General features: G+C 27.7%; 14 protein-coding genes. 12 read left to right on the top strand and 2 right to left on the bottom strand.

Features of this window, described 5'->3' with window-relative positions:
- Nucleotides 1–134: 134 nt before the first annotated feature.
- The 9 genes from GOM42_RS07115 to GOM42_RS07075 all read left to right on the top strand — a co-directional run bounded on the left by GOM42_RS07115 (nt 135) and on the right by GOM42_RS07075 (nt 15182).
- Nucleotides 135–1046 (top strand): sugar phosphate nucleotidyltransferase, encoded by a 912-nt coding sequence (locus GOM42_RS07115; protein WP_003456596.1) that lies wholly within the window; start codon nt 135–137, stop codon nt 1044–1046.
- 1 nt (nt 1047) lies between these two features.
- Entirely contained in the window at nt 1048–2154 is a 1107-nt protein-coding gene (locus GOM42_RS07110) for an aminoglycoside phosphotransferase family protein (protein ID WP_003456622.1), read from the top strand.
- Nucleotides 2155–2315: 161 nt separating this feature from the next.
- Nucleotides 2316–3710: an MATE family efflux transporter gene (locus GOM42_RS07105; RefSeq protein ID WP_003456644.1), complete on the top strand. Its 1395-nt coding sequence runs from the start codon at nt 2316–2318 to the stop codon at nt 3708–3710.
- A 101-nt stretch (nt 3711–3811) separates the two neighbouring features.
- Entirely contained in the window at nt 3812–6157 is a 2346-nt protein-coding gene (locus tag GOM42_RS07100; protein WP_110077449.1) for an ATP-dependent DNA helicase, read from the top strand.
- 199 nt (nt 6158–6356) lie between these two features.
- A complete protein-coding gene (locus tag GOM42_RS07095; RefSeq protein WP_003456641.1) occupies nt 6357–8345 on the top strand; it encodes a YgiQ family radical SAM protein in 1989 nt (662 codons plus the stop codon).
- Between the two features lie 291 nt (nt 8346–8636).
- Nucleotides 8637–11564, top strand: a complete 2928-nt coding sequence (locus tag GOM42_RS07090; RefSeq protein WP_075809868.1) for an acyl-CoA dehydratase activase-related protein — start codon at nt 8637–8639, stop codon at nt 11562–11564.
- 8 nt (nt 11565–11572) lie between these two features.
- A complete protein-coding gene (locus GOM42_RS07085; RefSeq protein ID WP_003453604.1) occupies nt 11573–12835 on the top strand; it encodes a 2-hydroxyacyl-CoA dehydratase in 1263 nt (420 codons plus the stop codon).
- A 246-nt stretch (nt 12836–13081) separates the two neighbouring features.
- Nucleotides 13082–13759 carry a response regulator transcription factor gene (locus GOM42_RS07080; RefSeq protein ID WP_003453585.1) on the top strand — a complete coding sequence of 226 codons (678 nt, stop codon included), beginning with the start codon at nt 13082–13084 and terminating at the stop codon, nt 13757–13759.
- Nucleotides 13746–15182, top strand: coding sequence for a HAMP domain-containing sensor histidine kinase (locus GOM42_RS07075; protein WP_049039431.1), 1437 nt, complete (start codon nt 13746–13748; stop codon nt 15180–15182). Before GOM42_RS07080 ends, GOM42_RS07075 begins: the two co-directional genes overlap by 14 nt.
- Before the next feature lie 33 nt (nt 15183–15215).
- Here GOM42_RS07075 and GOM42_RS07070 read toward each other — a convergent pair whose 3' ends face one another.
- The gene (locus GOM42_RS07070; RefSeq protein ID WP_049039432.1) at nt 15216–15794 is read right to left on the bottom strand and encodes a metal-binding protein; all 579 of its coding nucleotides are present in this window, start codon (nt 15792–15794) and stop codon (nt 15216–15218) included.
- Nucleotides 15795–16107: 313 nt separating this feature from the next.
- On the opposite strand from GOM42_RS07070, the gene yjeM reads away from it, so the two are divergent.
- From yjeM to GOM42_RS07055, 3 genes are all read left to right on the top strand, one after another.
- Nucleotides 16108–17604 (top strand): glutamate/gamma-aminobutyrate family transporter YjeM, encoded by a 1497-nt coding sequence (yjeM, locus tag GOM42_RS07065; protein WP_061415564.1) that lies wholly within the window; start codon nt 16108–16110, stop codon nt 17602–17604.
- A gap of 114 nt (nt 17605–17718) precedes the next feature.
- Nucleotides 17719–18129, top strand: a complete 411-nt coding sequence (locus GOM42_RS07060; protein WP_003453591.1) for a hypothetical protein — start codon at nt 17719–17721, stop codon at nt 18127–18129.
- 49 nt (nt 18130–18178) lie between these two features.
- Nucleotides 18179–18955 carry a putative ABC transporter permease gene (locus GOM42_RS07055; RefSeq protein ID WP_011590693.1) on the top strand — a complete coding sequence of 259 codons (777 nt, stop codon included), beginning with the start codon at nt 18179–18181 and terminating at the stop codon, nt 18953–18955.
- 46 nt (nt 18956–19001) lie between these two features.
- Here the strand turns inward: GOM42_RS07055 and GOM42_RS07050 are convergent, their stop codons facing one another.
- On the bottom strand, nt 19002–20264 hold the full coding sequence (locus GOM42_RS07050; protein ID WP_003467177.1) for a VanW family protein: 1263 nt from the start codon (nt 20262–20264) through the stop codon (nt 19002–19004).
- Between the last annotated feature and the right edge of the window lie 232 nt (nt 20265–20496).

The following is a 20496-nucleotide window of genomic DNA, read 5'->3' as shown; positions in this document are numbered from 1 at the left end:
ATATTTTAATTTTTTATAAAATTCAGAGAAAAATAAAAGAAAATTTAGTAAAATAAATTTAACTATGTTAAATAACTTATAAAATTTATTTATGGTTTAAGGGGAGAAAAGTATTAAAAAGTGAGGGGATGAAATTGGACAAGATTACTTTAGTAATAATGGCAGCAGGAATGGGAAGTAGATATGGAGGGTTAAAGCAAATTGATAAAATAGGGCCAAAGGGAGAGACCATAATAGAATATTCCATTTATGATGCTATTAAAGCTGGTGTTACAAAGGTTGTATTTATAATAAAAAAAGATATTTTTAAGAAATTTAGAGAAACTATAGGGATTAAAATAGAAAATATAATAGAGACTGAATATGTTTTTCAAGAAGTTGATAATTTAGAAAAAGAATTTAAAGGGAAATTTAAAAGAGTTAAACCTTGGGGAACTGGACATGCAATTTTATGTTGCAAAGGTTTTATAGAGGAACCTTTCATAGTTATAAATGCTGATGATTTTTATGGAAGAGAAACTTATAAAGTACTTTGTGAAGAAATTAAAAAAAGTAAGTGTGATTCTGAATACTTTATGGTGGGGTTTAGGGTAGGAAAAACATTAACTGACTTTGGAAGTGTATCTAGAGGAATATGTGATTTGAATTCTAAGGGAGACTTAATTTCTATTAAAGAAAAAACAAAAATTATGAAAAAAGGAAATAGTATATGCTATGAAGAGAATGGAAATTATTATAATATTCCTAAAAACACCTTAGTTTCTATGAATATTTGGGGATTAAAACCTAGCATATTTACAGAACTAGAATATAGATTTTTAAATTTTTTAAAAGATAAAAGTATAGATAAATGTAAAGAGGAGTTTTATTTGCCTACAGCAATAGATGAGCTTATAAAAGAAGATAAAGTTAAAGTTAAGGTTTTAAAAACAAATGAACAATGGTATGGAGTTACTTATAAAGATGATAAAGAAAGCGTTAGGGATTCTTTAAAAAATTTATCTAAAAAAATTTATCCAGATGATTTGTGGGAGGAGTTTAAATAAAATGAACAAGACTTATGATTTTAAAAGCATAGCAGAAAATTTTAATTTAGAGGGAGAGCTAAAAACATCAGATAGCCATGTTTGTGGCCATATAAATGATACATTTATAATAAATTGTGAAGGGGAAAATGGAAAAGAAATAAAATATGTTCTTCAAAGAGTAAACTCTGACATATTCAAAAATCCAGAGCAACTAATGGAGAATATTGAAAATGTTACTTCACATATAAAAAATAAAATTATAGAAGAAAATGGAGACCCTTTAAGGGAAACTTTAAATATAGTGAAGACAAAAGAAGGTAAAAGTTTCTATAAATGCAAAGAGGGAAATTATTGGAGAATTTTTAATTTCATACATGGCGCTAGTACCTATCAAATAGTTGAAAAACCTGAGCATTTATATACAGCTGGTAAGGCTTTAGGAAAATTTCAAAAGCAATTATCAGATTTTAATGTTGATATGCTTTATGATACAATCCCTGATTTTCATAATACAGAAAAGAGATTTGAGGTATTTATGGAAGCTGTAAGGGAAGATAAAAAAGGAAGGGCAAAGGAGGTAAAAGAAGAAATAGATTTTGTAATTAACCGTGCTGAAGATACAAAAGTTTTAGTAAATATGATAAAAGAAAATAAACTTCCTTTAAGAGTTACTCATAATGATACAAAGTTTAATAATATAATGATAGATGATGAAACAGGAGAAGGAATTGCAGTTATTGATTTAGATACTGTTATGCCAGGACTATCACTATATGATTTTGGAGATTCTATTCGTTCTGGAGCTACAACTGCTTTAGAAGATGAAGTGGATTTATCTAAGGTAAACTTTGATTTAAATTTTTATGAGCATTTTGCAAAAGGGTTTTTAGAGTCAGCAGGGGATGCCTTTACAAAAGAGGAAATTGAATATTTACCTTTTGCAGCTAAACTTATGACCTTTGAATGTGGAATGAGATTTCTTATGGATTATTTAAATGGAGATGTTTACTTTAAAATACATAGGGAAAATCACAACTTAGATAGAGCTAGAAATCAATTTAAGCTTGTTTCTGATATGGAAAAAGAAATGGACAATATGAAGAAGATAGTATATTCATACATTTAAAAACCCTATTTTTATGAAAATATATTTGTCATTCTTTAAAACATTATAAATTTAGATAATCCTAATATGGAATTTAGACACTGTTTAAAATGTAGAAGTAATAAATGTTATTGTATGAATCATATAAAAAATCATGAGCATAAATAAAATTAGGGGAAAGAATGGTGAATAGTATGAGCAAAAAAGAAACAGATTTAGGAAGGGATAGTATTGGAAAGCTCCTTTTTAAACTAGCTATGCCAGCTATAATAGCTCAACTTGTTAATGTTTTATACAATATAGTAGATAGAATGTTTATAGGAAGATTGCAATCTGGTGATATGGCTATGGCTGGAGTTGGGGTAGCCTTTCCAATTATAATGATAGTCGCTGCTTTTAGTGGTTTAGTTGGTATGGGAGGAGCTCCTTTAGCAGCGATTAAAATGGGAGAAAAGAAAAAAGAAGATGCTGAAGAAATAATGACAAATAGTTTTTCTGCACTTATAGGATTAGCTTTATTTTTAACAGTATTTTTCTTTATGTTTAAGGAGCCAATTTTATGGGCCTTTGGGGCTAGTGATGCAACTATAGGATATGCTTTAGATTATTTAGGTATTTATTTAATAGGTACTATATTTGTTCAAATTGCCTTAGGAATGAATTCCTTTATAAATACTCAAGGATTTGCTAAGGTTGGAATGATAACAGTTATGGTAGGAGCTGTAATAAATATTGTATTAGATCCTATTTTAATCTTTGGATTTAATATGGGAGTTAAGGGAGCAGCTTTAGCAACTATAATTGGTCAATGCGCCTCTGCTATATGGGTATTATACTTTTTATTTGGAAAACAAAGTATTCTTAGAATAAGAAAAAAATTCTTAAAGCCAAAATTAAAAATATTATTTTCAATAATGGCTTTAGGAGTCTCTCCATTTATAATGCAAGCTACTGAAAGTTTAGTCATAATAAGTATGAATAATAATTTATTAAAGTATGGTGGAGACTTAGCCGTTGGAGCAATGACTATTATGAGTAGTGTAATGCAAATAATATTACTTCCATTAATGGGACTTTCTCAAGGGGCACAACCTATAATAAGTTATAACTATGGGGCTAATAAAGTCTATAGAGTAAAAAAAGCCTTTAAATTACTTTTAGTATCATCAATGGTATTTACCACAATTATGTGGAGTGCATTAATGATTTTACCAGATGTGTTTGTAAAGATTTTTAATAGCAATAATCCTCAATTAATGGAGATAACCTCATGGAGTATTAGAATATACTTTGCAGGTATTTTGCTTTTTGGTGCACAAGTTGCTTGTCAACAAACTTTTTTAGCTTTAGGACAAGCAAAAATATCATTAATTTTAGCCTTACTTAGAAAAATTGTGCTTTTAATACCATTTATATATGTGCTTCCAATGATTTTTGAAAACAAGCTTATGGGAGTTCTTATGGCAGAACCTTTTGCAGATATAATAGCAGCTCTATCAACAGTAACATGCTTTATTGTATTTTATAAAAAACATTTATCACAAGGTTTAGAAGAAGAGATAAAAGTAAATTCTTAATAAAAACAAAAAGTCTAGAGAAATTTAATTTTTTTAGGCTTTTTATTTTTATTAATTATGTGATAGAGTTTATATATACACAGTGAAAATGGGTGATTTAAGTGAAAAATGAATTAATAAAGATTTCTATAAGAAACTTAGTTGAATTTGTTTTAAGAAGAGGGAGTATAGATAGTCGTATAAAAGCATCTGCAAGAGCTTTAGAAGGAATAAAGGGACACAAGAAAATACAGAGTTCTTATTCTGAAAAGGATAGGGCTGAAGTTACCTTAAAAGAGGATATTGATTTTGAAGATTTTACTTTAAGGGTAGAAGGTAGAGCAGATGGAATATTAGAGGAAAATAAAAAAATAATTATTGATGAAATAAAAACTACTACAAAAAACGTAATGGATATAGATTATGACTTTAATGAATTGCATTGGGCTCAGGCTAAAGTATATGCTTATATATACAGCAAAGAGAAAAATTTAGACTCAATAATAGTACAGTTAACTTATTACAATGTTGAAGATTTTGGAACAAAGTTTTTAAGGAAAGAATATAGTTTTCATGAACTTAGAGAGTTTTTCTATGATTTAATAGAAAAATATAAAGAGTGGATACTTTTAGAGAAAAAATGGATAGACTTTAGAAATGATTCTATAGAAAGTTTTAATTTCCCTTTTAAGTCTTATAGGAAGGGGCAGAGAGAACTAGCTATTAGAGTTTATAAGGCTATTACAGAGGGGAAAAAATGTTTTGCAGAAGCACCTACTGGCACGGGGAAAACAATGTCTATATTATTTCCTGCCGTAAAAGCTTTAGGAGCTAAGGAAACTAACAAGATTTTTTATATAACGGCTAAAACTACCACAAGAGAAATTGCAAATAATACTTTGCGTATTATGAGAGAAAAAGGATTAAATCTAAGAAGTGTTAATATAACTGCAAAGGAAAAATGTTGCAAGATGGAAGAAAAAAAGTGTATTCCAGAATATTGCCCTTATGCTAATGGATACTTTGATAGGGTTAATATTGCTTTAAAGGAAGCACTAAAGCATAAGGAAGAATATGATTTAGAATATATAAACAAATTATCTGAGGAATATAATATTTGTCCCTTTGAATTTTCTCTTGAGCTAAGTAATTTTTGTGATGTAGTAATATGTGATTATAATTATATATTTGATCCTCAGGCTTCTTTAAAGGGAATATTAGAAGGAAAAGCCAAGGATTATACAATTTTAATAGATGAATCTCATAATCTTTTAGATAGGGGAAGAAGTATGTATTCTTCCAAAATATTTAAAGATGATTTTTTAAAGCTAAAAAGAGAATTTAAAAGTAAGGATAAGGGAATATATAACTCTTTAGATAGGGCTAATAAATATTTAATAGAAAAAAGAAAGGTTTTAGAAAATTTAGAAACTAAAAGTCTTGTAGAAAAGGAAGAACCAAGTGATTTATATGGAATTTTAAGAGGTTTTTTAGAAAAGGTAGATATTTATGAGAGTAAATCTAGTGAAGAGAATTCAAATCTTTTAGAGTTATATTTTAATGTGTATGAATTCTTAAATATATGTTCTTATTATGGAGAAGATTTTACTACTTTGTATAAATCAGATGGAAATAACTTGGAATTATCAATTAACTGTTTAGATCCATCTAGGATACTTAAAAGTATAATGAATAGGTTTAAATCAGTTATAATATTTTCAGCTACTCTTCTTCCTATGGAGTATTTTAAAGAACTTTATGGAGCACAGGAAGGAGATTATTCTGTTAATTTAACTTCTCCCTTTGATTATAAAAATAAGCTTACTATAGTTGGAAAGGATGTATCAACAACCTATTCTAATAGAAAGAGAACTCTTCCTAAAATAGTTAATTACATAATAGAATGTGTTAAAAGCAAGAGAGGTAACTATCTTGTATTTTTCCCTTCTTATGAATATATGTGGATGGTTCATGAGGAAATTAAAAAAAGAGAAGTTGATTTTAGTTTAGTAGCCCAAGGGGATCATATGAATGAAGAGGAAAAAGAAGAGTTTTTATCTTTATTTAAAGAAGGAGGAGAAAAAACACATCTTGGTTTAGCCGTTTTAGGGGGGCATTTTTCAGAGGGAATAGATTTAACCTTAGATAAACTTATTGGAGTTATAATTATTGGAGTTGGTATGCCTAAAATTTGCTTAGAGAGAGAAAGTATAAAAGAATATTATAACTCTATAGGTAAAAATGGTTTTGACTATGCCTATGTTTATCCTGGAATAATTAAGGTGCTTCAAGCAGCGGGAAGATGCATTAGAACAGAAAAAGATAAGGGGGTAGTACTTTTATTAGATGATAGATACTTTACAAATAAATATAAGAGGCTACTTCCAAGAGAGTGGTTTTTAAATATTTTAGTAGAAAGTGAAGAAGGAATTAAAAACACTTGCAAAAATTTTTGGAAGGAAGTTTAAAGGAACTGCAAAAAAATATAACAATAAACCTTATAAACATATTGAGAAAATAATATATTTCTCTAGAAAGTTTATTTACACTATTTATAAGGTTTACTAAAAATTATTTTGATACAGACTCTTTTTAATGTTATAATCATATGAAGATTTATTTAGAGGAGTTTTAAATAAGCTTAAGAAGAGACAAGTAGGTGAAGAAATGAGTGAAAATAAGTTTTTGCCAATTTGCAAAGATGATATGATAGAAAGAGGATGGGAACAATGTGACTTTGTACTAGTTACAGCAGATGCATACATAGACCATCATAGTTTTGGTACAGCAATTATATCTAGGGTTTTAGAGAATGCTGGATATAAGGTTGGAATAATAGCTCAACCAGATTGGAAGAGCGTTGATGATTTTAAAAAATTAGGTAGACCAAGATTAGGATTCTTAGTTAATGGTGGTAACATGGATCCTATGGTTAATCACTATACAGTAAGCAAAAAGTTAAGAAAGAAAGATCTATATACTCCTAAGGGGGAAATGGGTAAGAGACCTGATAGAGCTACAATAGTTTATTGTAATAAAATAAGAGAAGCTTATAAGGATGTTAACATAGTAATTGGTGGAATTGAAGCTAGTTTAAGAAGATTTGCTCATTATGATTACTGGGATAACAAGGTAAGAAAATCAATTTTAGTTGATAGTGGAGCTGATCTTTTAGTATATGGAATGAGTGAAAAGCAAATCGTTGAAGTGGCTGACTTCTTAAATCAAGGATTTGATGGAAAGTACATAAGACATATACCAGGAACATGTTACATAGCTGATAGTTTAGATGAAATCTATGAGGAGCATATAGTTCTGCCATCATTTAAAGAAGTTTCAAGTGATAAGAGAACTTATGCAGAATGCTTTAAAATTCAATATGATGAGCAAGATCCTGTAAGAGGAAGAACTTTAGTTCAAGAACATAATGGGAAATACGTTGTTATAAATAAACCAGAAATGCCTCTTTCAAGGGAAGAATTAGATAGAGTGTATGCTCTTCCATATCAAAAAACTTACCATCCTATTTATGAGAAAGATGGTGGTATAGCTGCTATTGAAGAGGTTAAGTTTAGTTTAGTAAGTTCAAGGGGATGCTCAGGAAACTGTTCATTCTGTGCAATAACCTTCCATCAAGGAAGAATTGTAACTAGTAGAAGTGAAGATTCTATAGTAGAAGAAGCTGAAGAAATAACTAAATATGATGATTTTAAAGGGTACATACACGATATAGGGGGACCTACAGCTAACTTTAGAAAGCCAGCATGTAAGAAGCAACTAACTTTAGGAGCTTGTAAACATAAAAGATGTATGTCACCAGGTATATGTAAGAACATGGAGGTAGATCATAGAGAATACCTTCATTTATTAAGAAGAGTAAGAAAATTACCAGGAATTAAAAAGGTATTTATACGTTCAGGATTAAGATATGATTATATAATGGCAGATAAGGATGATACTTTCTTTAAGGAATTAGTTGAGCATCATGTAAGTGGTCAATTAAAAGTTGCACCAGAGCATGTATCTCCAAATGTTTTAAAATACATGGGTAAACCAGCAGGAAAAACTTATGATGAGTTTAGAAGAAAATTCTTTAGAATTACAGAAAGATTAGGAAAGAAACAATTCATCATTCCTTATTTAATGTCAAGTCATCCAGGATGCAAGTTAGAAGATGCAATTATGCTTGCTGAATATTTAAGAGATATAAATTATCAACCAGAGCAGGTACAAGATTTCTATCCAACACCAGGAACATTATCAACTACAATGTTCTATACTGGATTAGATCCTTTAACAATGGAAGAAGTTTATATTCCTAGAAGTAAAGAAGAAAAGGCAATGCAAAGAGCTTTATTACAATTTAAAAATCCAAAGAATTATAACATAGTTTATGATGCTTTAGTTAAGGCAGGTAGGGAAGATTTAATTGGTAATGGTCCAAAATGCTTAATTAGAGATAAAAATAGCTTTGGGAAAGGAAATAATCATAGTAATCACAAAAGTGGTGGAAGAAAAAATAGAAATGAGAATAGCGGAAGAAGAGAGTCAGAAGATAAGAAAAGAAGTTCTCATAGTAAAAAACAAAGAGGAAACAAATCAAGAGGATTTGATCAAAAGAGCCAAAGAAGCTCAAAGGGCAAGAAAAGAAGATAATTAAATATAAGGAAGGTGGTTATTGAGTTTTTTGCTTAATAACCACTTTTTATGCATATATTTACAGTTAATAAGTAATCTTTATTTTAATGAGAATATGGAGTAATTTTTAAAAGTAAATTTAAATTTTGCTTGTTATTAAAACTTTTAATTAGGTGATATAATTAAATAATTATGATATAGTTAATAAAGAGTTAACGAAAAATGAATTATTTCTTCAAAATTTATTCATATTTTTGCATGATAATTAATAGAAATATATCAATTATTAATAAAGAGGTGACATTAACTTTGTATTACAAAATAGGTATTGATGCAGGGTCTACAACCTTAAAGTGTATAGTCTTAAATGAAGAGGACAAGATACTTTACTCAAATTATGAAAGACATTACTCTAAGGTAAGAGAAAAGCTAATCGAAGAACTAGAAAATATAAAAGGGATAATTGAGAATAAAAAATTTAAGATAGCTATAACTGGATCTGCTGGTTATGGAATTTCAAAAGAGTATAATTTACCTTTTGTTCAAGAAGTATTTGCTACAACTTTAGCTATAAAAAGATATTATGATGATGTGGATGTGGCAATAGAGCTTGGAGGAGAAGATGCCAAGATAATTTTTTTAACTGGTGGTTTTGAGGAGAGAATGAACTCAAGTTGTGCAGGGGGAACAGGAGCTTTCATAGATCAAATGGCTCACCTTATGGGGCTTACTGTAGATGAAATGGACAACTTAAGTCTTAAACATGAGAATATATATGAGATTGCTTCAAGATGTGGGGTTTTTGCTAAAACTGATATACAACCCCTATTAAATCAAGGAGCAAGAAAAGAGGATATTTCAGCTAGTGTATTCCAATCTGTTGTAAATCAAACAATAGGTGGACTAGCACAAGGAAGAAGTATTGAGGGAAAAATAATGTTTTTAGGAGGACCTTTATATTTCTGTAAGGGACTAAGAGAGAGATTCATAAAAACATTAAAATTAAAGGATAATGATGTTGTTTCTCCTGAAAATGCACAGGTTTTTGTGGCTATTGGAAGTGCTATATATTCAAAGGAAAATAATAAAAAATATGAATATGAGGAATTATTAAATATAATAAAAGAAAATCATAATGAAATATCAACTATGAATATAATAGATCCATTATTTAATTCTGAAGGAGAATATAATGAGTTTAAGGAAAGACACAAAAAAGCTAAGGTTAAAGTTAGTGATATAAATAATTATGCTGGAGAGGCATATGTAGGCATAGATGCTGGAAGTACTACAACAAAGGTTGTTTTAATAGATAAAGAGGATAATATTTTATATGAATATTATGGATCTAATAAAGGAAATCCTATTGAAGTTGTAAAAAAAGAATTAAAGCATATTTATAATATATGTGGAGAAAAAATTAAGATAATGGGTAGTGCAGTTACTGGCTATGGAGAAGAGCTAATAAAAAAAGCCTTTTCAATTGATTTTGGAATAGTAGAAACTGTAGCTCATTATATTGCAGCAAGTCATTTTAATCCTAAGGTAGATTTTATTTTAGATATAGGTGGACAAGATATTAAATGCTTTAAAATAAAGGATGGCATTGTAGCCAATATAATGCTAAATGAAGCATGTTCATCTGGATGTGGTTCATTTATAGAAAGTTTTGCTAATCAAATGGGATATGATGTAGAAACTTTTTCAAAACTTGGTTTATTTGCGAAGCATGGTGCAGATTTAGGATCAAGATGTACAGTTTTTATGAACTCATCAGTAAAACAAGCACAAAAGGAAGGGGCTACAGTAGAAGATCTTTCAGCTGGACTTTCCGTAAGTGTTGTTAAAAATGCTCTTTATAAAGTAATAAGAGCAAAAAGTCTTGATGAATTAGGAAAAAATATAATTGTTCAAGGGGGAACCATGTATAATGATGCCATCCTTAGAGCCTTTGAAAAAGAGCTTGGTATGAATGTTATAAGACCTAGTATATCAGGACTTATGGGGGCTTATGGATGTGCTCTTTATGCAAAAAGAAAAAATTTAAAGGAAAGTAAGATAATTTCTAAAGAGGATTTAGAGAGTTTTACGCATAAATCAAAAATAGCTAAATGTGGATTATGTACTAATAGATGTAATTTAACAATAAACATCTTTAATGATGGAGAAAAATATATTTCAGGAAATAGATGTGAAAAACCAACTGGTAATAAAAAATCTGAAAGTATTCCTAATATGTATCAGTATAAATATAAAAAATTAAGAGAATATGAATCATTAGATGAAGGAAAAAGAGGAACTATAGGATTACCAATGGTATTAAATATGTATGAAAATATTCCTCTATGGGCTACATTCTTTAAAGAGTTAGGCTTTAAGGTGGTTTTATCTGATGAATCAAATAAGAAGATGTATTTAAAAGGGCAACATACAATTCCATCAGATACTGTGTGTTATCCAGCAAAATTAGCTCATGGCCATATAGAAAACTTAATAAGTAAAAATATAGAGCATATATTCTATCCATGTATGAGTTATAATTTTGACGAAGGTATATCAGATAATTGTTTTAATTGTCCTGTTGTAGCTTATTATCCAGAACTTTTAAAGACAAATGTAAAAGAGTTAGATAGTAATAACTTTATGATGGAATATTTAAGCTTAAACAATAAAAAATTATTAAGCAAACAACTTTATGAGATTTTAAATAAAACTTTTGGAGATATAAAACAAAAGGAAGTTAAAAATGCTTTAGAAAAGGCTTATATAGAGTATGATAAATATACTAAGCATATAAAAGAAAAAGGTGAAGAATTTATAGAGTATGCTAAAAATAACAATAAGAAGGTTATAGTAGTAGCAGGAAGACCTTATCACATAGATCCAGAAATAAATCATGGAATAGACAAGGTTTTAAGTAGCTTAGGAATTGTTGTTTTAACAGAAGATTCTATTGAAGTAAGTCATGAAAAGCCAAAGGTTAATATATTAAATCAATGGACATATCAAGCTAGATTATATAATGCTGCTTATTATGTTGCTAAAAATAAAGATATGGAACTTATACAATTAGTTTCCTTTGGATGTGGAACAGATGCCATAACTTCTGATGAAGTTAAAGACATACTAGAGAGAAATAACAAAATATATACTCAATTAAAAATAGATGAAACTAATAATTTAGGCGCAGCTAAAATAAGGATAAGAAGCTTGCTAGAGGCTATAGCACAGGAATAGGTGATAGAATGGAAATGGAAAATAATAAAAATTTTGCAGTATTTACTAAAGAGATGAGAAAGACTCATACTATTTTAGCTCCTACAATGTTGCCAATACACTTTAAACTTTTATCTGGAATAATGAAAAAGTACGGTTATAAATTAGAATTTTTTGATGGTGATACAAATAGCGCTATTGAAGAAGGATTAAAAAGTGTTCATAATGATATATGCTATCCAGCTATGATTGTAATTGGACAACTTATGGAAGCTTTAAAAAGTGGAAAATATGACCCAGACAAAACGGCTTTAATAATGAGCCAAACTGGGGGAGGATGTCGTGCATCTAACTATATACATTTATTAAGAAAGGCACTAAAAGAAAATAACTTAGAGCAAGTTCCAGTAATTTCTTTAAACGCAAGTGGATTAGAAAAGCATGAAGGGTTTAAAATGTATCCAGGCTTATTAATAAAATGCATATATGCTCTTTATTATGGAGATCTGCTTATGTATATGTATAATCAGTGTAAATCTTATGAGATTAATAAGGGTGAAACAGATAGGGTTTTAGATAAGTGGATTGAGATTTTAAAAGAGAAGTTTGAAAGCTTAAAATATTTAAAGGTAAGAGAACTATATAAAAATATAATTTTAGATTTTTCTAAGATAGAACTAGAAGAAACTGAAAAAGTAAAGGTTGGTATAGTGGGAGAAATTTATTTAAAGTATTCTCCTTTAGGAAATAATAATTTAGAGGAATTTTTAAGAGAAGATAATGCTGAAGTTGTTATGTCTGGTGTTACAGATTTCTTTATGTATTGTCTATCTAATTCAGAAATAGATTATAAATTATATGGAATGAAAAAAGTCTCAAGTAAATTTACTAAAATTGGATGTTCATATTTAGAGCATTTACAAAATGTTATGATAGATTCAATAAAAAAATATAGTAAGTTTAGAGCACCTGCTCCATTTAAGGAATTAAAAACTTCTGTTGAAGAGTACATAGGAAGAGGAGTTAAAATGGGTGAAGGGTGGCTTATGACTGCTGAAATGTTAGAACTTATAAATAGTGGTGTAAATAATATAGTTTGTGCTCAACCCTTTGGATGTCTTCCTAATCACATAGTTGGAAAAGGTATGATTAGAGGAATTATGGAGAAACATCCAGAAGCTAATATAGTTGTTGTAGATTATGATCCATCTTCAACTAAGGTAAATCAAGAAAATAGAATAAAATTAATGTTAGCTAATGCTAAATTAAGTGAATATATATTAAATAACTAATAAATATAAGGTCTCAAATAAGGAATTGTTTTTTATTTGAGACCTTAATCTTTAATATTTTAATTTTGCAAAGAATTTTTATTAGTTTTATCTAAAAACTTGATTCTAATTTGTATAAAGAAGCAGAATATTATCATAAGTTAAAGATTAAGCTTAAAAATATCTTAAATAATATAATTTTAAGTTTAGTAAATCTAGAGTTTAATATTATAATGTATTTAAGGAATTACTATATAGGAGGGGAATATGAATATTTTAATAGCTGAGGATGAACAAGATATAAGAAATCTTTTAGAATTGCATTTATTAAAGGAAGGATACACTGTATTTAAGGCTGTAAATGGATTAGAAGCCTTAGATATCTTAAAAAAAGAACACATACATTTAGCCTTATTAGATGTTATGATGGATGGAATAGATGGCTTTAATCTATTAAAGATGTTAAGGGAATGGAGTCAGATTCCAGTTATATTTTTAACTGCTAAAATTGAGGATGATGATAAAATATTAGGTTTAGGCTTAGGGGCTGATGATTATGTTATAAAACCTTTTAAACCTGTAGAACTTATGGCTAGGATTAAATCAAATTTAAGAAGATGCTATAAATATTCTGGAGAAAATGAACTTATAAAAATAGGAAATTTAGAACTTAGCAAAGAAGGATGTACAGTTAAAAAAGATGGAGAAATAGTAACTTTAAACGCAAAGGAATTTAAAATTTTAGAAATGCTTATGAGCAACATTGGAAGAGTGTTTACTAAAAAACAAATATATGAAAATGTATGGCAAGAGGAGTATTTAGGTGATGACAATACTATAATGGTTCATATAAGCCACTTAAGAGATAAGATAGAGGAAGATCCTAAAAATCCTTGCAAGATAAAAACTATAAGAGGGATAGGATATAGGTTTGAAAAAATTTAATCTAGGAAAAAACAGATATAAGGTATCAAATATATTACTTAGGAATTATCTTAAGGTATTTTTACTTATTACTATTATAACAGCTACTATATTTCTAATTTCTTTTATTATAGGGGTTAGTATATATTTAAAAAGTGAGCCAATAGAAAATGAATCTTCTAAAATACTTGTAGGAGAAATAGAAAATAAAGATTATAACAGCATAGGTAATCAAGATTATGTAACAGAGCATGGTGGATGGATTGAAATTATAGATAAGGATTTAAATGTAATAGAAACAATTGGGGATCAAAAGGTGAAAAGAGATAATTATTCCAGTGAAGAATTCAGTAAAATTTTGGTGGATGAAATGCATGGAGTTAATATAGATGAGGATTACTTATCTTATACTGGTTATAGCAAGGAAGGGAGATTCTTTGTAATTACTAGAATACCTGAAGAAAACTTCGGAAAAATGTTTACTAGAAATCCTAAAATTGGATTTAAGATATTTGTATATATTATGATTTCTTTATATATCTTTATTTTTACAATGAGTCTAATCCTTTATTCAAAATTAACTTCTAAGACATTTACTAAACCTTTAGATAAGCTTATGAATGGAGTTAGGAAATTATCCTTAGGAGATTATTCTACTAGAATTAACATAGAAAAAAACAATGAGTTTGAGGAGCTTGGAGAGGCTTTTAATAATATGGCATCTAAAATAGAAGAAGAAAAGAAATTAAAAGAGAAATCAGAAAAGCTAAGGAAAGAATTTGTTAGAAATATAGCCCATGACCTAAAGACTCCCTTATCAAGTATAATAGGATATTCCAATATTATAAAAAACAATCCAGATATTGAAAAAGAGTCTTTACATAAATACATAAGTATAATTGAGAACAATGGGGAAAGAGCAAATGAAATGATAATGGAACTATTTGAATTTTACACACTTCAAAGTTCTGAATTTATTTTACATAAAAAATATCAAGATTTAAGCGAATTTTTAAGAAATTTAATAGCTGATTACATATATCTCCTAGAAGAAAAAGACTTTGATTTTGATTTTGAAATAAGTGAAGATGATCTTTATTTAGAATTTGATAATAAAAGACTTGAAAGAGCTATAGGCAATTTAATAATAAATAGTGTTAAATATAATAAAAAAGGAACTAAGTTTTTAGTAAGTCTAAAAAAAGAAGATGATAAGGTTAAAATAATAGTTAGTGATGATGGTATAGGTTTAAGTGAAGAAATAAAAAAACATATTTTTAATCCTTTTGTTAGGGAAGAAAAATCAAGAAATTCTAAAAAGGGTGGTTCTGGATTAGGATTAACCATAAGTAAAGAAATTGTAGAAAAACATGGAGGAACAATCTATTTAAGTGATGGTCCTTTAAAAGGATGCAATTTTGTTATAGAATTACCAATAAAATAAAAAGGCTTAGCTATTAAAGCTAAGCCTTTTTTATTATGCAGCCCTTCTTGAAGGTCTTTTACTTCTACTATATTTCTTACTTGATTTTCTCTTTTTATATGAGAATTTTCTTTTAAAATAACTATATATCATATCAGTTATGGTATGAAGACCAGAACCTAAAAATAAGGCTAAAGCCATATTACCAAATAAAACTTTATTCTTTGACATAAAATTAAAAACTAACTTTAACATTTCTGGTGTAGATATATTAATTATGGAAAAAGAATATAACAATGAAGAAATTGTTATAGGGATAATAGATACATAAAGTATTCTTATTATAGGTCCTAATATAAATCCGTGTGTAAAAACACTTCTATGTTCAAATAGTTTTTGGTATGGAATCCAAATAAACTTTAAATACCCCCATCTTCTAAATTCTCTACTTTTAATATCTAAATCTCCAGAAAACATATACCCACCAAACATATATACAGATACGCCTAATATTGTAAAGGCAAGGCTACTTCCTAAGTCTTCTAAGAAGATCATATTTATAAATAAAAAGAAAGAAGCTATAAAAGGGGTCATAATAACCGTAATTTTGTCATGTGTTTTTCCTGCTGCCAAAATATCACCCCACAAAAAAATATTTATAATAATAATATAACATATTTTGTACTAATATCACATAATTTATTACATTAACAAATTAAAACTTTTATTTTGAATTATTTTATCATAATTTATATAATAACTTAATTAATAAAAAAACTTTTAATTTTCTGATAATATTATAATAATAATAAATTATTAACTAAATATTAATAAAATATTTTTATTTAGTTCAAAAATTATTTAAAATGTTTAAATTTTATGATAAGATGGTATATTATATGTATAAAAATTTTATAACTTAATAATTTAACCAAGGAGGAAAAATATGAGCTCAGAACATAAAAGTAAATTGTCTTTAACAGCGCTTATATTAATGATTTTCACATCAGTATATGGTTTTGCTAACATGCCAAAGGCCTTTTATTTAATGGGATATAGTGCTATTCCATGGTACATAATATCAGCATTAGCTTTCTCAATTCCATATGCTTTTATGATGGCAGAATATGGAGCAGCATTTAGAAAGGAAAGAGGAGGAATATACTCATGGATGGCTAAATCTGTAGGAAATAAATATGCCTTCATAGTTACATTCATGTGGTATTCATCAAATTTAATATGGTTAGTTAGTAACTCATCATCAATATGGATTCCTTTCTCAAATGTTATATATGGAAAAGATACTACAGGAACATGGTCTTTACTTGGATTAAGTGTTCCACAGACAATGGCTGTATTAGGATCAATACTTATAATAGTTATAACTTATGCATCATCTAAAGGATTAAAGAGTATAACAAAGGTTACTTCAATTGGAGGAACTGTTGTTGCATTATCAAACATAGTACTTATTTTAGGAGCAATTATTGTTTTTGTAAGCAATGGATTTAAACCTGCTGAGGTAATAAATGGGTCTGCCTTTGTTCATGCACAAAATCCATCTTACCAATCACCAATAGGTGTATTAGGATTTTTAGTTTTTGCAGTTTTTGCTTATGGTGGACTAGAAGCTGTAAGTGGATTAGTTGATGAAACTAAGGATGCTAAAAAGAATTTTCCAAAGGGATTAATGATTGCATCTATAATAATAGCCGTTGGATATGCTGTTGGAATACTTTGTGTTGGATTATTTACAAATTGGCAAGAAGTATTATCAGGGGATAATGTTAACTTAGCAAATGTAGCATATATAGTAATTCAAAACTTAGGTGTAAAATTAGGTCAAGCTTTTGGCATGAGTACTAATGCTTCACTTCAATTAGGAGCTTGGTTTGCAAGATACATAGGTCTTTCAATGATGTTAGCCTTAATGGGAGCTTTCTTTACATTAAGTTATGCACCTATTAAACAATTAATAGAAGGAACACCTAAAGAAATCTGGCCAAAAAAATGGACTGTGTTAAATGAAAATAACATGCCAGTTAATGCAATGTGGGTTCAATGTATAGTTGTTGTTATATTTATATTAGTAGCTTCTTTTGGTGGAGAATCTGCAAATAAATTCTTTAGTTATTTAATATTAATGGGTAATGTGGCCATGACAATACCATATATGTTCTTATCTGGAGCTTTCCCAGCATTTAAAAAGAAAAAACATATAGAAAAACCATTTGTTATGTATAAGTCATATAAATTATCATTAATTTGGTCAATAATAGTAACATTTACAATTGGATTTGCAAATTTATTTACAATAATAAAACCTGTTATTCAGGATAAAGATTATACAGCTATGGCATTCCAAATAACTGGTCCAATAGTTTTTTCTATAATTGCTTTTATACTTTATCATAATTATGAAAAGAAAATGAAAAATAAATAATTTAAAACAACATCTTTTTAAGATGTTGTTTTTCTTATATTTTCTTAATATGGATTCTTATAGAATTTATGTAGTATAATTATTTTAACAATAATAAAATGGAGAGTGTAGCATATGAAGAAAAAAACATTAATTATTCTAGGTGTTATATTGATAGTATTAATAGGAGTAGGATTTTATTTTTTTAGTAACCAATCTACATATAAAGTCATTATTAATAATAAGACTAATAAAGAAATAAGTGGTTTACAAATAAGTTATAGCAATAATAGTAAAAATATTAGTGTACCAAGTATAAAAGCAGGTGGTTCAGAGGAAGTAAAGGTAAAAGCAGAGGGAAATGGTTCTTTAGTTATGTATTATACAGATATTTTAGGAGATTCTCATAAAGAAATATTAGCAGGTTATTTTCAAAAAGGATCCGAGGGAAAAGTAGTAGTAAATATTACAGCAGTAAATGACTTAGGCATATATGGCATGGAAATAGCTTCTCCTGAAGCAGAGAATATACTAAATAATCAGTAAACTATGAAAGGAAGTGAGTTAAAAAGAGAGGAATTCTCTTTTTATAGTTATGGAAAACATTATATATAATATTTTGTATATAATAATATATAGCTTTTTAGGATGGTGCTGTGAAGTTATATATTGTTATATAATAGATCACAAGTTTACAAATAGAGGCTTTTTAAATGGGCCATTATGCCCTGTATACGGATTTGGAGCTTTTTTTGTTTTAACATTTTTAGATATGTATAAAAGTAATATAATATTAGTATTTATATTAGGAATAATAATTACATCAGTTTTAGAGTATATTACCTCTTTTTTATTAGAAGCAATATTCCATACTAAGTGGTGGGATTATTCAAAACACAAGTTTAATATTCATGGAAGAGTGTGCTTACTTAATTCCACACTATTTGGTATATTATCAGTTATATTAGTTGAGTTTATAAATCCTATTATAGTTGATTTTGTTAGTAAATTTCCAGAAAAGATAGTTTTTATTGTAACAATAATTTTAGCAGCTCTAATTGTTATTGATTTTGTAGTAACAGTACAAGCTATGATTAAGTTAAATTCAAAATTACACAATCTTCAAGATTTATCTAAGGAGTTTGAGGAGTTTGGAATTTCCTTTATAGATAAGACCGAGAAAGAATTAGAACTTACTATGAACAAATTTAAGCGTGAGGCTAATTTAAAAGAAGAAATGTTAAATAGAGCTAAATCTCTAAGAAGAAATAATATTCTTCAAAGAAGACTTTTAAAAGCATTCCCTAATATGAAACATAAGAGATACAATGAATTACTACAAAAATTAAGAAAAGAAGATAAGCTTAAATAGAATATAAATTAAAATAAAGGAAGCCAATTAATTGGCTTCCTTTATTTTAATTGTATTTGTCCTTTGATAACACTTCTTTTTTTACTAATACTCCATTTTCATAAGTTTCCTTATAAGTTGTTGATGATTTAGGTCCATGTTGATCTACAGATATAACTATTTCTTTTCCTGGGTCTTCTTTTATACCCCAAATGTTAGACTTAACTTGTCCAGAAGAAGTTATATAAGTTTGAACAATAACTGGATTATTCATATTATTTTGAAACTTAAAGTCAATAACTCCACTTGCCATAGTAGCATCTCTACCTATAGGAGCATAAGTTACTGGAAGGCTATGAGGAGCTCTCTCAACTATTTTTAAGTCAGCATATAATACTGAGTTATAAAGAGTTGTAACTCCTTGACATATTCCACCGGCTAATATATCTACTACTTTGTTTCCAATATAACCAGGGGCATAAGTATAACCATTACTTTCAGTTCTATCTTCTCCTTCTTTATCAGCAGAAAAAATATCTCCTGGCATTAATATAGTACCATTAAGCTTACTTAAATAATTGCTAATATTTTTAGTACGTCCACCTGTTAAACTAGGAAGTTTAGTAGTATATGAGCCTAAAATAACCATGTTATTAACAGTTTCTTGAGTTAATTTAGGTTTTATTTCTTCCACAGGTATATTAATAGTACAATTTAGACTATCATGACTATTATTTAAATCATTAACTATTTCAGAAGTAAGCTTTTCTAAGTCAAGCTTGTACCCAATTTGTTCTTTAGTTGCTGATATAGAATCATTTGAAAAAGAAATAGTTGGTTCAACCTTTTCTTTATTGATTTTATTACTTATTTCAGAAAGTTTTTCACTTAAAACCTCTGAATTTGATTCAGGTTTAAACTGAAAATATTTAGGATTAGATTTTAACTTTAATCTTTCTATTGTATTAGAAAATATATTGCTATTTTTTCCGAAAGAAAAAACCTGATTAGATAAATCATTAATATCAAAGAAAAATCCTAAATCTTTTGCTGAAAAAGTTTCATTAAAATTGTCTTTATAATTAAATGTTATTTTAAAATTATTTAATAAATCAGAGTAGTGCTCATTTAATTTTTCCTTTAAATCTTTCTCATTTAAATTTGACACATTAATGTTTTCAACATAAATTCCTTCATAAGTAACATTTTTACTAGAATAAGTTTTAAATAAAACTACAGAAATTAAAATTAAGAATAAAGCTATAAGTACTAGTGAAATTTGTAGTGCTACCTTTTTTGAATTTAATTTTTTTATTCTCTTACTTCTCACCTTTATTACCTCAACTATTATTAATTAATATTATAAAACTATACGAGTATAACTTAACAAATAAATATAAATAAAATGTGTAGATTTTACATAATTTGCTTTATTCAAATAGTTTTAATTATGTAGTAAAAAAATTTTATGTTTAGTAGATTTTATATTAACCTTCTTTAATTATAATATAAAATATTGAAAAAATATACAACTCTGAGGGATTTTTCATATTATATTTAAT

Origin of the sequence: Clostridium sp. 16K-1-R1 (assembly GCF_023921145.1) — a bacterium.
Taxonomy (GTDB): domain Bacteria; phylum Bacillota; class Clostridia; order Clostridiales; family Clostridiaceae; genus Sarcina; species Sarcina perfringens.
The sequence above is the reverse complement of the archived record's forward strand: the minus strand, read 5'-3'. Positions and strand labels throughout refer to the sequence as shown.

What these genes read in the sequence shown, in the direction of transcription:
- GOM42_RS07060 (WP_003453591.1), top strand. Translation starts at nt 17,719, where the DNA reads ATGAAGAAAAAAACATTAATTATTCTAGGTGTTATATTGATAGTATTA.
- GOM42_RS07055 (WP_011590693.1), top strand. Translation starts at nt 18,179, where the DNA reads ATGGAAAACATTATATATAATATTTTGTATATAATAATATATAGCTTT.
- GOM42_RS07105 (WP_003456644.1), top strand. Translation starts at nt 2,316, where the DNA reads ATGGTGAATAGTATGAGCAAAAAAGAAACAGATTTAGGAAGGGATAGT.
- GOM42_RS07085 (WP_003453604.1), top strand. Translation starts at nt 11,573, where the DNA reads ATGGAAATGGAAAATAATAAAAATTTTGCAGTATTTACTAAAGAGATG.
- GOM42_RS07095 (WP_003456641.1), top strand. Translation starts at nt 6,357, where the DNA reads ATGAGTGAAAATAAGTTTTTGCCAATTTGCAAAGATGATATGATAGAA.
- GOM42_RS07110 (WP_003456622.1), top strand. Translation starts at nt 1,048, where the DNA reads ATGAACAAGACTTATGATTTTAAAAGCATAGCAGAAAATTTTAATTTA.
- GOM42_RS07080 (WP_003453585.1), top strand. Translation starts at nt 13,082, where the DNA reads ATGAATATTTTAATAGCTGAGGATGAACAAGATATAAGAAATCTTTTA.
- yjeM (WP_061415564.1), top strand. Translation starts at nt 16,108, where the DNA reads ATGAGCTCAGAACATAAAAGTAAATTGTCTTTAACAGCGCTTATATTA.